General features: G+C 75.3%; 11 protein-coding genes. 8 read left to right on the forward strand and 3 right to left on the reverse strand.

Annotated elements, in window-relative coordinates; translation table 11 throughout:
• Nucleotides 1-54 precede the first annotated feature (54 nt).
• The 3 genes from QBL21_RS09780 (at nucleotide 55) to QBL21_RS09790 (ending at nucleotide 3,665) form a co-directional block, all read left to right on the forward strand.
• A complete protein-coding gene (locus tag QBL21_RS09780; RefSeq protein ID WP_407561666.1) occupies nucleotides 55-1,440 on the forward strand; it encodes a M16 family metallopeptidase in 1,386 nt (461 codons plus the stop codon).
• A 20-nt stretch (nucleotides 1,441-1,460) separates the two neighbouring features.
• Nucleotides 1,461-2,825 (forward strand): M16 family metallopeptidase, encoded by a 1,365-nt coding sequence (locus QBL21_RS09785; protein WP_407566365.1) that lies wholly within the window; start codon nucleotides 1,461-1,463, stop codon nucleotides 2,823-2,825.
• Nucleotides 2,826-2,975: 150 nt separating this feature from the next.
• Nucleotides 2,976-3,665, forward strand: coding sequence for a GntR family transcriptional regulator (locus QBL21_RS09790; RefSeq protein WP_407561668.1), 690 nt, complete (start codon nucleotides 2,976-2,978; stop codon nucleotides 3,663-3,665).
• A gap of 126 nt (nucleotides 3,666-3,791) precedes the next feature.
• Here the strand turns inward: QBL21_RS09790 and QBL21_RS09795 are convergent, their stop codons facing one another.
• On the reverse strand, nucleotides 3,792-4,076 hold the full coding sequence (locus QBL21_RS09795) for an HPr family phosphocarrier protein (RefSeq protein ID WP_407561670.1): 285 nt from the start codon (nucleotides 4,074-4,076) through the stop codon (nucleotides 3,792-3,794).
• A gap of 219 nt (nucleotides 4,077-4,295) precedes the next feature.
• Here QBL21_RS09795 and QBL21_RS09800 point away from each other — a divergent pair, with 219 nt between their 5' ends.
• The 3 genes from QBL21_RS09800 to QBL21_RS09810 all read left to right on the forward strand — a co-directional run bounded on the left by QBL21_RS09800 (nucleotide 4,296) and on the right by QBL21_RS09810 (nucleotide 8,980).
• Entirely contained in the window at nucleotides 4,296-7,052 is a 2,757-nt protein-coding gene (locus QBL21_RS09800; RefSeq protein WP_407561671.1) for a GNAT family N-acetyltransferase, read from the forward strand.
• 138 nt (nucleotides 7,053-7,190) lie between these two features.
• Nucleotides 7,191-7,781, forward strand: coding sequence for a DUF5998 family protein (locus QBL21_RS09805; protein WP_407561673.1), 591 nt, complete (start codon nucleotides 7,191-7,193; stop codon nucleotides 7,779-7,781).
• Nucleotides 7,781-8,980 carry an alkaline phosphatase family protein gene (locus QBL21_RS09810; RefSeq protein ID WP_407561675.1) on the forward strand — a complete coding sequence of 400 codons (1,200 nt, stop codon included), beginning with the start codon at nucleotides 7,781-7,783 and terminating at the stop codon, nucleotides 8,978-8,980. The genes QBL21_RS09805 and QBL21_RS09810 overlap by 1 nt, the downstream gene beginning before the upstream one ends.
• A 58-nt stretch (nucleotides 8,981-9,038) precedes the next feature.
• On the opposite strand, the gene QBL21_RS09815 is transcribed toward QBL21_RS09810, so the two are convergent.
• Nucleotides 9,039-9,800, reverse strand: coding sequence for a VOC family protein (locus tag QBL21_RS09815; protein WP_407561677.1), 762 nt, complete (start codon nucleotides 9,798-9,800; stop codon nucleotides 9,039-9,041).
• Nucleotides 9,801-10,003: 203 nt separating this feature from the next.
• On the opposite strand from QBL21_RS09815, the gene QBL21_RS09820 reads away from it, so the two are divergent.
• Nucleotides 10,004-10,831, forward strand: coding sequence for a sulfurtransferase (locus QBL21_RS09820; protein WP_407561679.1), 828 nt, complete (start codon nucleotides 10,004-10,006; stop codon nucleotides 10,829-10,831).
• A 125-nt stretch (nucleotides 10,832-10,956) separates the two neighbouring features.
• On the opposite strand, the gene sepH is transcribed toward QBL21_RS09820, so the two are convergent.
• On the reverse strand, nucleotides 10,957-12,057 hold the full coding sequence (sepH, locus tag QBL21_RS09825) for a septation protein SepH (RefSeq protein WP_407561681.1): 1,101 nt from the start codon (nucleotides 12,055-12,057) through the stop codon (nucleotides 10,957-10,959).
• Nucleotides 12,058-12,467: 410 nt separating this feature from the next.
• Here sepH and QBL21_RS09830 point away from each other — a divergent pair, with 410 nt between their 5' ends.
• Entirely contained in the window at nucleotides 12,468-13,493 is a 1,026-nt protein-coding gene (locus QBL21_RS09830) for a hypothetical protein (RefSeq protein ID WP_407561683.1), read from the forward strand.
• The last annotated feature ends 6 nt before the right edge of the window (nucleotides 13,494-13,499 follow it).

Consider the following 13,499-nt stretch of genomic DNA (forward strand, 5'->3'; position numbering starts at 1 on the left):
ACACCGGACGTCCGGTGTCCCGCGTACAGCAGCGATCGAAGGGACTCCATGCCCATGGGTCAGACGGCCACCCCGCAGGCCAACTCCGGCGGACTGACACTGGAAGAACACCGCTTGGACAACGGGCTGCGGGTCATCCTCTCCGAGGACCATCTCACGCCCGTCGCGTCGGTGTGCATCTGGTACGACGTGGGCTCGCGCCACGAGGTGGCCGGCCGCACCGGCCTCGCCCACCTCTTCGAGCACCTCATGTTCCAGGGCTCGGCGCAGGTCTCCGGCAACGGCCACTTCGAGCTGGTGCAGTCGGCCGGCGGCTCGCTCAACGGCACCACCAGCTTCGAGCGCACCAACTACTTCGAGACCATGCCGGCGCACCAGCTCGAACTGGCGCTGTGGCTGGAAGCCGACCGGATGGGTTCGCTGCTCACCGCGCTCACCGAGGAGAGCCTGGACAACCAGCGCGACGTGGTGAAGAACGAGCGCCGGCAGCGGTACGACAACGTCCCCTACGGCACGGCCTTCGAGAAGCTCGCCGCGATGACGTACCCGGAGGGGCACCCCTACCACCACACGCCGATCGGCTCGATGGCCGACCTGGACGCCACCTCCCTCGCCGACTGCCAGGCGTTCTTCCGCACGTACTACTCGCCGAGCAACGCGGTGCTCTCCGTCGTCGGCGACATCGACCCCGCGCAGACACTCGCCTGGGTGGAGAAGTACTTCGGCTCCATCCCCGCGCACGAGGGCAAGCAGCCCCCGCGCGACGGCTCGCTGCCCGACACCCTCGGCGGCGCGCAGCGCGTGCCGCTCGCCGAAGAGGTGCCGTCGCGGGCGCTGATGGCCTCGTACCGGCTGCCCGAGGACGGAACCCGCGAGGCCGACGCCGCGGACCTGGCGCTGACCGTGCTCGGCGGCGGCGAGTCCTCCCGGCTCTACAACCGCCTGGTGCGCCGCGACCGGCTCGCCGTCGCGGCCGGGTTCGGGATGCTGCGGCTCGCCGGCGCGCCGTCGCTCGGCTGGCTGGACGTGAAGGCGTCCGGCGGCGTCGAGGTGCCCGCCATCGAGAGCGCGGTCGACGAGGAGCTGGCCCGCTTCGCCGAACAGGGGCCGACGGCCGAGGAGATGGAGCGGGCGCAGGCGCAGCTCGAACGCGAGTGGCTGGACCGGCTGGCGACCGTCGGCGGCCGGGCGGACGAGTTCTGCCGCTACGCCGTGCTCTTCGGCGACCCGAAGCTGGCGCTCGGCGCGGTCGACCGGATCCTCGGCGTGAGCGCCGAGGAGGTCCAGGCCGTCGCCAAGGCGCGGCTGATCCCGGAGAACCGCGCGGCCCTCGTGTACGAGCCCACGGCACCGGCGGCCGACGAGGCAGGCGACGCCACCGACGAGAACGCCGGCGCCCCGGGCGCCGCGAGCACCGAGGAAGACGAGGTTCAGGCGTGACCGCCGAGACGACCAGCACGATGACGTTCCACCCCCGCCCGCAGGGCGGCGAGGCGCGGCCCTGGGCGTTCCCGGCGCCGGACCGCGGCACCCTGCCCAACGGGCTGACGGTGCTCACCTGCCACCGTCCCGGCCAGCAGGTCGTCGCCGTCGAGGTGTGCCTGGCCGCGCCGCTGGACGCCGAGCCGGCGGGCCTGGACGGCGTCGCCATGATCATGGCGCGGGCGTTCTCCGAGGGCACCGACACGCACAGCGCCGAGGAGTTCGCCGCCGAGCTGGAGCGCTGCGGCGCCACCATCGACGCGCACGCCGACCACCCGGCCGTCCGCGTCTCCCTGGAGGTCCCCGCCTCCCGGCTGCGCCGCGGTCTGACGCTGCTCGCCGACGCGCTGCGCGCGCCCGCCTTCCCGGACGACGAGATCGAGCGGCTGGTCGCCAACCGGCTGGACGAGATCCCGCACGAGCTGGCCAACCCCGGGCGGCGCGCCGCGATGGCGCTGTACGCCGAGCTGTTCGACGCCGGCGACCGCCTCTCCCGTCCCCGCTGGGGCACGGAGGAGTCCGTCGCGCGCATCGACGCGGCGTCCGTACGCGCCTTCTACGACGCCCACGTCCGGCCCGCCACCGCCACCGTCGTGGTCGTCGGCGACCTGACCGGCGTGGACGTCGCCGACGAGCTGGCCCGCACCCTCGGCACCTGGACCGGCACCCCCGCCGAGGCCCGCCCGCTGCCGCCGGTGGCCGCGGACGACACCGGCCGGGTCGTCATCGTCGACCGCCCGGGCGCGGTGCAGACGCAGATGCTCGTCGGCCGCGTCGGCGCCGACCGGCACGACGCCGTGTGGCCCGCCCAACTGCTCGGCACGTACTGCCTCGGCGGCACCCTCACCTCGCGGCTGGACGTCGTGCTGCGCGAGGAGAAGGGCTACACCTACGGCGTACGCGCCTCCGCCCAGTCGCTGCGCTCCCCGGCCGACGGCACCGGCGCCGCGATGCTCGCCATCGGCGGCTCGGTGGAGACCGACGTGACCGGCCCGGCGCTGGCCGACACCTGGCAGGTGCTGCGTTCGCTGGCCGACGGGCTGACCGACGCCGAGCGGGACGCGGCGGCGGACTTCCTGGTCGGCGTGGCCCCGCTGCGCTACGAGACGTCGGCCGCGGTCGCCGGCACGCTGGCCGACCAGGTCGAGCAGCAGCTCCCGGACGACTACCAGGCCCGGCAGTACGCCCGGCTGGCCGCCACCGGCACGGTGGAGGCCACGGCGGCGGTGCTGAACGCGTTCCCCACGGACCGGCTCGTCACCGTGCTCGTCGGCGACGCGGAGAAGATCGCCGAGCCGGTGCGGGAGCTGGGCATCGGCGAGGTCAGGGTCGTCTCCGGCTGAAGTCCGACTTTCCGCTTCCTGCGGAAACCGGTCCGTAGCAGACCGAAAGAGCCCGGCGGCACCGCCGGGCTCTTTCGCGTTCCTGCCGTAATTCGCCCACCGCTGCCATACTGTTCACCCGGGCGGCGCTTAAGGGGTGTGGATTGTGCGGTGTGCGCGGTGAACGGCGGCATTTCCCAGGCGGTGTGCACGGCGATCCGCGACGACATCGTCTCCGGATTCTTCCCCCAGGGCGGCCGGCTCGCCGAGGAGCACCTCGCGCGCCGGTACGGCGTCTCGCGGGTGCCCGTCCGCGAGGCGCTGCGCACGCTGGAGTCGGAGGGGTTCGTCACCACCAAGCGGCACGCCGGCGCCTGCGTCGCCGAGCCCACCGCGCAGGACGCCGCCGACCTGCTGGAGATACGCGCGCTGCTGGAGCCGCTGGGCGCCGCCCGCGCGGCCCAGCGGCGCACGGAGGCCCATCTGAAGGTGCTGCACGGCCTGGTGCGCCTCGGCAGGGAGCGGGCGCAGCGCGGGCACGTCGCGGAGTTGCCGTCGCTGAGCACGTGGTTCCACGAGACGCTGGCGCAGGCCACCGGCAGCCGGAACCTCGCCGTGCTGCTGGTGCAACTGCGCCGGAAGGTGTCCTGGCTGTACGGGGCCTCGCCGGCGGTCCGGTCGGTGGAGGCGTGGGACGAGCACGGCGCGATCGCCGACGCCGTGGCGCGCGGCGACGCGGAGCGGGCCAGAGGGCTTGCCGTGGCGCATGTGGAGCGCTCGACGGGCGCGTACGAATTGCGCAGAACCGTGCGGGTGAGTTCCCGGAAACATGCCGTAAACACGGGAAGCGATCAGCCGTAACAATTGTCTGCGCCGGGGAAATGCCGGGCGCGGGAGACGCGAGAAATGCCGGGACGTGGAATTGCCGTCGGCGGTAACCGGCCATTTCCGCCCGCCGGTGCGCGCGGATTGGCACGCGGAAGGGCCTCAGACGGTTTCCGGCAGTTCGTCCAGGCCCTCCTGGACCAGCTTCGCCAGCCGGTCGAGCGCGGCGTCGGAGGTCTCGTCGTCGGTGGCGAGGACGACCTCGTCGCCGCCCTTGGCGCCCAGGCCCAGCACGGCCAGCATGGACGCGGCGTTGACGGCGTTGCCGTCGGCGGCCTTCGCGATCGTCACCGGGACGCCGGCGGCGGTGGCCGCCCGCACGAAGATCGACGCCGGGCGGGCGTGCAGCCCCTCGGCCCAGCCGACGGTGACGCGGCGCTCAACCATGGTGTTGCCCTTTCGTCTTCATCGTTCTAGTTGTCTAGACCATCCTTGCACGCGCGCCGAAGCGGCCGGACCGTGCCCGGCCGGTGCAGACGTCCCGGGGCGCGGCCTTCCGCCGCCCGCCCCGGCCGCCCCGCGGAGCCCGGCACGCCCCGCGGTCACCCTCAGACTGCCCTGCCGCGCCCGCTCCCGCCAGCGTGCGCGGACCGTAACCTGGGCCCCATGGCCACCCCGTCGGCACACGAGTACCCCACCCACTGGGAAGCCGACGTCGTCCTGCGCGACGGCGGCACCGCACAGGTCAGGCCGATCGTCCCGGACGACGCCGACCGGCTCGTCGCGTTCTTCGACCGGGTCTCCGACGAGTCCAAGTACCTGCGCTTCTTCGCCCCGCACCCCCGGCTCTCCGCCAAGGACGTGCACCGCTTCACCCACCACGACTACGTCGACCGCGTGGGCCTGGCCGCCGTCGTCGGCGACGCCTTCATCGCCACCGTGCGCTACGACCGCATCGAGCCCGCCGCCGACGGAGCCCCGCAGGCCGAGGTGGCGTTCCTCGTCCAGGACGACCAGCAGGGCCGCGGCGTCGCCTCCGCGCTGCTGGAACACATCGCCGCCTGCGCCCGCGAACGCGGCGTGCGCCGCTTCGTCGCCGACGTGCTGCCCGCCAACAGCCGCATGATGAAGGTGTTCACGGACGCCGGCTACACCCAGAAGCGCAGCTTCGAGGACGGCGTCGTCCGGCTGGAGTTCGAGCTGGAGCCGACCGAGCGGTCGCTGGCCGTCATGCACGGCCGCGAGCAGCGCGCCGAGGCCCGCTCCGTACAGCGGCTGCTCGCGCCGCGCTCCGTCGCCGTCATCGGCGTCGGCCGCCGCCCCGGCGGCGTCGGCCGCACGGTCCTCGCCAACCTGCTCGCCGCCGGCTTCACCGGCCGCCTGTACGCCGTGAACCACGCCTACCCCGCCGGGCAGGACCGGATCGGGCCCGAGGACGTCCCCGCCCGCCGCTCCGTACGGGACATCGAGGAGCCCGTCGACCTCGCCGTCGTCGCCGTGCCCGCCGCCCGGGTACCCGACGTCGTCGACGACTGCGGCGAACAGGGCGTCCAGGGCCTCGTCGTGCTCTCCTCCGGCTACGCCGAGGCCGGCGCCGCGGGCCGGGCGCGCCAGCGCGAACTCGTCCGGCAGGCCCGCGGCCACGGCATGCGGGTCATCGGCCCCAACGCCTTCGGCGTCCTCAACACCGCCCCGCCCGTCCGCCTGAACGCCACCCTCGCCCCCGAACCCGCGGGCACCGGCCGCGTCGGCGTCTTCACCCAGTCCGGCGCCATCGGCATCGCGCTGCTGTCCGGGCTGCACCGGCGGCCGGGCGCGGCGCTCGCCGGGGTGTCCACGTTCGTCTCCGCGGGCAACCGCGCCGACGTCTCCGGCAACGACCTGCTCCAGTACTGGCACGACGACGGCGCCACCGACGTCGTCCTCATGTACCTCGAATCCCTCGGCAACCCGCGCAAGTTCACCCGCCTCGCCCGCCGGACGTCCGCCGTGAAGCCGGTCGTGGTCGTCAAGGGCGCCCGGCACAGCGCCAGCACACCGCCCGGCCACGCCGTGCCCGGCACCTCCGTACCCGCCGATACCGTCGGCGCGCTGCTGCGCCAGGCCGGCGTCGTCGCCGTCGACACCGTCACCGAACTCGTCGACACCGGGCTGCTGCTCGCCGCCCAGCCGCTGCCCGCCGGGCCGCGGGTCGCGATCGTCGGCAACTCCGACTCCCTCGGCCTTCTCGCCTACGACGCCTGCCGTGCGGCGGGGCTGCGCCCGCTGCCCCCGCGCGACCTGACCGCCGCCGCCGCGCCGGAGGACTTCCGGGCCGCCGTCGCCGGCGCGCTGGCGTCGGACGGCTGCGACGCGGTGCTGGTCACCGCCATCCCGTGGGTCGCCGACCCCGACGTGCCGGCGCTCGCGGCGGTGCCGGGGCCGCAGGACGCGGGGGCGCTGGCGGACGCGCTGCGCACGGCGGCGGCCGGCGCGACGAAGCCGGTGGCCGTCGTCCACCTGGAGATCGAGGGCCTGCCCGACGCCCTGGCCGCCCCACCGGACGGCATCCCGACGTACCCGGCGGGGGAGCGGGCGGCGCGGGCCCTGGCCCAGGCGGTGCGCTACGCCCAGTGGCGCCGGCGCGCGGCGGAGCCCGGCCGGGTGCCGGAGTACGACGACCTGGACCCGGCGGGCGCCGCGGCGGACATCGCGGGGCTGGTGGGGGCGGGCGCCCCGGCCCACGCGGAAGGGATGCCCCTGGACGTACCGGAGCAGGCCGCCGCGCGCGTGCTCGGCCGGTACGGGATCACCGTGCTGCCCGCGCTGCCCGCCCCCGACCCGGACGCCGCCGCGGCCGCCGCCGCCCGGCTCGGCTACCCCGTCGCGCTCAAGACCACCGCCGTCCACCTGCGGCACCGTCCCGACCTCGGCGGCGTACGGCTCGACCTCGCCGGCGAGGAGCAGTTGCGCCTCGCCCACGCCGAGCTGACCGGCACCCTCGGCAACGCCGCCGAGCTCCAGCCCGTGGTGCAGGCCATGGCCCCGCGCGGCGTCGACACCGTCGTACGCGCCACCGTCGACCCCGGCGTCGGCGCCGTGCTCTCCTTCGGCCTGTCCGGCGCCCCCTCCGAGCTGCTCGGCGACCTCGCGCACCGGCTCGTGCCCGCGACCGACCGCGACGCCGCCGGGCTGATCCGCGCCATCCGGGGCGCCCCGCTGCTCTTCGGCTGGCGCGGCGCCCAGCCGGTGGACACGGCGGCGCTGGAGGAGCTGCTGCTGCGGCTGTCGATCTTCGTCGACGAGCACCCCGAGGTGGTCTCCGCCGAGCTGTCCCCGGTCGTGGTGGCCCCGCACGGCGTCAGCGTGCTGTCCGCAGCCCTGCGGCTGGCACCGCCGCCGCCCCGCATCGACCTCGGCGCCCGCCGCATGCCCAGCTACTGACGGGCGGGCCCCCGACCGGCCCGGATACCGGCCCGCGCCCCCACCGGGCCCGCCCGGGCGCCAACCCGCGCGCCCCGCCCGCCCCCGGGCCTCGCGACAGCGGACCGGGGCGGGCCCCCCGGGCCGTAGGATGGGCGCATGGCTAAGACCGGGACCGCGACCAAGGGGCTGCGCGCGGCGATCGAGCGCAGCGGCTACTACCCCGCCCTCGTGGCGGAGGCGGTGGAGGCCGCCGTCGGCGGGGAGCCCGTGTCCGGGTACCTGGTCCACCAGGAGACGACGTTCGACGCCAACGAAGTCCGGCGGCACGTCACCGTGCTCGTCCTCACCGACAGCCGCTTCATCGTCAGCCACACCGACGAGCAGGCCGCCGACGCCACCTCCCCGACGCCGTACGCCACCACCTCCACCGAATCCGTCAAGCTCGCCCGGATCTCCTCCGTCGTCCTCAGCCGCGTCGTCGGCAACCCCGAGGCGTACACCCCCGGCACCCTGCCCCGCGAGGTCGTGCTGACCGTCGGCTGGGGCGCCGTCAGCCGGCTCGACATGGAGCCCGCCACCTGCGGCGACCCCAACTGCGACGCCGACCACGGCTACACCGGCTCCGCCACCGCCGACGACCTGAGCCTGCGCGTCAGCGAGGCCGGCGACGGCCCCGAGACCGTACGGCAGGCCCTGGACTTCGCCCAGGCACTCTCCGAGGCCACCGCCGCCGGCCCCGAAGCCTGATGACGGCCACGGGGGGGACGCCGGGCGCCGGGGCACCGGAGCACGCCGACTGGCCCGCGCCGCTCGACCCCGCCGCCGCGCCCGCCCCCCGCTACGGCTCGAACTCCCTGGCCGACCTGCTGCCCAGTGCCGCCGCCGGCCTCGGCGTCCCCGGCTTCGTGCCGACCGTCGCCGGGGTCGAACCGGCCGACCGCGTCTGCGTGTTCCTCATCGACGGCCTCGGCTGGGAGCAGTTGCTCGCCCACCCCGAGGACGCCCCGTTCCTGCACGGGCTGGCCACCGGCGAGCCGCTGACCGCCGGCTTCCCCGCCACCACCGCCACCTCCCTCGCCTCCGTCGGCACCGGCCTGCCGCCCGGCGCCCACGGCCTGCCGGGCTACACGGTGCGCGACCCGGGTACCGGCGAGCTGATGAACCAGCTCCGCTGGCACCCCTGGACGGCGCCGCGCCAGTGGCAGCCGTACCCCACGGTCTTCCAGCTCGCCCACGACGCCGGGGTGCACACCGCGCAGGTCTCCTCGCCCGCCTTCGAGACCACCCCGCTGACGACGGTCGCGCTCAGCGGCGGCACCTTCCACGGCAGGCTGTCGGGGGAGGAGCGCATGGACTTCGCGGCGGAGCAGCTCGCCGCCGCGGACCGCACCCTCGTCTACACGTACTACAGCGAGGTCGACGGCAACGGCCACCGCCACGGTGTCGACTCCGACGCCTGGCGCGGCCAGCTCGGCTACGCCGACCGCCTCGCCCGCCGCCTCGCCGAGCAACTGCCGCCGCGCGCCGCGCTCTACGTCACCGCCGACCACGGCATGGTCGACATCCCCTTCACCGACGACGCCCGCTACGACGTCGACGAGGACTGGGAGCTGCGCGCCGGCGTGCGGCTCCTCGGCGGTGAGGGCCGCGCCCGGCACGTGTACGCCGCCCCGGGCGCCGCCGCCGACGTGCTCACCGTCTGGCGCGAGGTGCTGGGCGAGCGCGCCTGGGTGGTGAGCCGCGACGAGGCCGTCGCGCTGGGCTGGTTCGGGCCGAAGGTCGACGAGCGGGTACGGGACCGGCTCGGGGACGTCATCGCCGCCGCGGCCGACGACATCGCGATCGTCGCCACCCGCACGGAGCCCAAGGAGTCCGCGCTCGTCGGCATGCACGGCTCGCTGACCCCGGCGGAACAACTGGTCCCGCTGCTCTCCGTACGCTCCTGAGGCGCACGCGCGGCAGACGTACGCCCGTACGCTCCGGCGGACCCGCCCGCGCGCCCGCCTAGCGCGGCGTGTGCACCAGCGTGAACCGCGCGCCCTCGATGTCCGCGACCTCCGCCATCCGCCCCGCAGGCGTCTCGTGCGGCTCGCGCACCTGCCGCCCGCCCAGCTCCACCGCGCGCGCCACGGCGGCGTCCACGTCGGCGACTTCGAAGTGCGTCGTCCAGCGCGGCCCCGTCTCGCGCAGCGTCTCCTCGTCGGCGCCGCAGACCGACGCCACGGGCCTGCCCTGGACGGACAGCGTCGCGGTGTCGCCCTCCGAACGTACGTCGTAGCCGAAGACCAGCTCGTAGAACTTCGCGACCATCGTCGGCTCCGCGACCAGCAGGTCGTTCCACACCGGCGTGCCCGGCCTGGCCCGCCGCTCCACCCCCGAGTGCTCCCGCGGCTGCCACACCCCGAACACCGCGCCCGCCGGGTCCGCGCAGATCGCCTTCCGGCCGGCCGCGTCGGCGTCCAGCGGCCCCACCCCCACCGTCCCGCCGCAGCAGCGCACCTGCTCGGTGGCGGTGTCGGCGTCGTCGGTCGCCAGGTACGGCGTCCAGGCGACGGGCAGCCTGCGGTCCGGTGCCATCGCGCCGATCCCGGCGACCTGGCCGCCGTCGAGGTGCGCCAGCCGGTACGCGCCCAGCGCGCGCGGGCCCTCCTCGAAGGCCCAGCCGAACAGGCCCCGGTAGAACTCCTCGGTCGTGTCCAGCCCGTGCACCATCAGGCTCACCCAGCACGGTGTGCCGGGCGCGCTGAGGATCGCTCCTTCGGACATGGCAGCCCTCTCTGACCATCGGGAGGTGGCGGTGGGTGACGCTTCGGTGACGCCCCCCAGATATTTCCATCCCCCTTGCCGCAGTGCGCCCCCTCTGCGCCGATCCATCTGAACAATTGTCCGTCTCGTTGCGAGATGTTCGTTTTTCGGGATGGGTGGGGCGGGGCGGGAAGCGCGGCGCGACTCTGCGCCAAGATGGCCCCATGGATGCCATCATCTCCGGAACCGAACTCGCGAGCGACCTGGCGGGCCCCCGGCCGCCCGTCGTGCTCGACGTGCGCTACACGCTCGGCGGCCCACCCGGCCGTCCCGAGTACGACGCAGGCCACATCCCCGGCGCCGCCTACGTCGACCTGGACGCCGAACTGGCCGCCCCGCCCGGACCGGAGGGCCGCCATCCGCTCCCCGAACCCGCCGTCTTCGGCGCCGCCATGCGCCGCGCCGGCGTCTCCGGCGACCGTCCCGTGGTCGTATACGACGGCGGGAAGGGCTGGTCCGCCGCGCGCTGCTGGTGGCTGCTGCGCTACACCGGCCACCCCGACGTCCGCGTCCTCGACGGCGGACTGGCCGCCTGGCCCGGCGAACTGTCCCGTACGCCGTACGCGGGCGGCGAGGGCGACTTCACGCCGGAGCCGGGAGCGCTGCCGGTCCTCACCGCCGACGAGGCCGGCGCGCTCGCCCGCCGCGGCGTGCTCCTCGACGCCCGCGCGGGGGAGCGCTACCGGGGCGAGACGGAGCCCATCGACCCGGTCGCGGGCCACATCCCCGGCGCGGTCTCGGCACCGACCACGGAGAACCTGGGCGCGGACGGGACCTTCCTCCCGGCGGCCGACCTCGCGGCGCGCTTCCGCGCCCTCGGGGCCGCCCCGGACACGGAGGTCGGCGTGTACTGCGGCTCGGGGGTCTCCGCGGCCCAGGAGGTGCTGGCGCTCGCGATCGCGGGCGTCCCCGCGGCGCTGTACCCGGGGTCGTGGTCGGAGTGGGTGGCGCAGCCGGCGCGAGAGGTGGCGACGGGCGCGGAGCCCGGCTGACGGCGCGGGGGGCGCCGCCCGCGTACCCGGGCAACGGGCGCGGCGTCTCCCGGCGTTGACGCGGCGGAGAGCGGGGGCGCGGTCCGTACGGAGGGAATCCGTACGGACCGCGCCCGACCGCTCGACTACTCCGGCTTCTTGCGCCGGCTCCCGAACACGATCTCGTCCCAGCTCGGCACCGCGGCCCGGCGGCCGGGCCGCACGCCGTCGGCCTCCGCCTGCCGGTCCGTCTGTCCCGTCAGCCGCTCCCGGTGCGCCGAGACGCTGCGCGGCATCAGCACGTCCGCGTACGCGGAACCGGCCGACCCCGCGCTCGCCGCCGGCGCCGCGGGCTCCTCCTCCACCGCGGGCGGCTCGGACTCCTCCTCCGGCTGCGGCCCCGGCACGGGGCCGTGGACCGGACCCGGCTTGGTCACGGAACCAGCCGAACCCGCCGTCCCGGACGGCCCGTCGGACGCGGCCGCCGACGCGGTCTGGTCTGGCACCACCAGGTCGCCCCGGAAGCTCGGCACCGCCTCCAGCAGGCTGGTCAGGGAGTCCCCGCGGTCCTCGCCGGAGGCGTCCCTGTCCCCGCGCCCGCCGTCGGACGGCCGCTCCGGACTCCGCGGCAGCCGCGCGATCTTCGGCACGAACGGCAGGCTGGGGTCCGGCGAGGTGTCGGTGTCGCCGATCAGCGCGCGCGCCTCGTCGTCGACGGGCTGTACGAGCCGCCGCGGTGGGTCGTACGTCCAGCCGGCGCTGTGCGGCTCACCGGCGACGCGGTAGACGAGCAGCACCTCCCAGGTGCCGTCGTCCCGCCGCCACGAGTCCCACCGCGAGGAGTCCTTCTCCGCGCCGCGCATCATCAGCCGCTCCGCGACCGCCTCGCCCAGCGCGGGACCGGCGCTCTCGCCGGGCCGCCGGATGGGCGTCTTGCGGGCCCGCTCGGCCATGAACGCCCGCTCCGCCAGCACCGGGCCCTCGAAGCGCCGTACGCGGTCGACGGGGATCCCGGCGAGCGCGGCGACCTCCTCCGCCGACGCCCCGGCTCGTATCCGAGCCTGGATGTCGCGGGGGCGCAGGTGGTTCTCGACCTCGATCTCGATCTGGCCGAGCCGCGCACGGTCGTTGCGCACCGCGGCGCGCAGACGCTCGTCAATCGGAAGGGTGTACTCCGTACTGTCCGCAGCCTTCAGCACCAGCCGTGTGCCGTCGTTACTGACCGCCACGACACGCAGTTCGGGCATGGGAACCTCCCGGTGGTGCCTGCCGACGTTCGGTGCGTCGCTGCTCTTTCCGCTAGTCGAGTGTGGCCTGCCCGGGTGCAGCCTGCCACAACATTGCTGAGTTGCCCGGCGTGTCGGGTCTTGGAACCCGATGCGCCGTTATGACACGGTTACGCATTTGCAACGCAGCGGCCGTGATCGCCGCCGTCGGACGGGCACCGGAGCACTGGCTCGCCCACAGTACTCCATTCGAGCCATGCGGGTGGACCGGCGCGCCACCGAACGCGGAACGTCGCACGGCAGTTGAGTCTGCCTGTTGCGCCCCGGTTCGATCAAGAGGTGCGTTGCATCACAGAATCCCCGGAATCGGAACTATCGGTCCGTCCGCGCGGTCGTTCATGACGGCAGGAGGCCATCGGAGCGATCTTGGGATGGAGATGCAGAGCACGGCGGACAGGACGACGGACGACGAGGGCCGGGAGCGGCGCAGGGGCCGGATCGAGCTGAGCGGCGCCCAGGTCGCGGGCGGTGCGTCGGCCACGATGGTGGCCGCGTTCCTCGCGTCCAGCATGGGCGTGTACGGCACGATCATCGGCGCCGGCGTGGTCAGCGTGGGCGCCACCGCGGGCGGCGCGCTCTTCCAGCACGTCTTCCGGCGCACCGGCCAGCAGTTGAAGGACGCCGCGGTCGCGGCGCCGAAGGCGCTGCACAAGCAGACGACGCCGCTGCACACGCCCGTACGCAACCGGGTGGACGACGAGACGCAACTGCTCCGGACCGTGGCCCCCGACGCCGGGGACGAGACGCAACTCCTGCCCGCGGCACGGCCCGCAGGAGACGACGCGACGCAACTCCTGCCCGCCGCCGGCGGCTTCGGCGCCGCCAGCACCCACGGCACCCGTTCCCGCGGCTGGCGCCGCCTCGCGCTGGTCGCCGCCGGGACGTTCCTCGCCGTGATGGCCGTGGTCTTCGGCATCGAGAAGGTCGTCGGCGGACCGCTCTCCAACGCCTGGGGCGACGACCGCACCGGCACGTCCTTCAGCCCCGGCGAACGGAAGTCCGACTCCCCGCCGGCGGACGAGGACGGCCGGACCACCGACGACGACACCCCGGAGCCCGGCTCCGAGGCCAGCGAGGACAGCGAGGACAGCGAGGAGACCGGGGAGGACGGCGGGACCGGCGGCACCCCCGGCTCCGGCGAGCCGGATGACGGCGGCTCCGGCGCCACCGACGACGGCACCGACCGGGACCGCAACCCCGGCGGCACGCCCACCCCGCAGCCCGGCGGCGGCGACCCCGCCCCCGGCACCGGCGGCGACGGCGGCACGGCGCCGGCCCCCACGCCCACCCCGACGTCGCCGGGAGCCGGCGAGGACGGCCAGGAGCAGCCCGGCACCGGGGAGTCTCCGGCGGCCCCGCAGCAGGACGGCGCGGCGGCACCGGAGGGCGCCCGGTAGGAACCC

The organism is Streptomyces sp. 184 (assembly GCF_045781775.1).
Classification (GTDB): domain Bacteria; phylum Actinomycetota; class Actinomycetes; order Streptomycetales; family Streptomycetaceae; genus Streptomyces.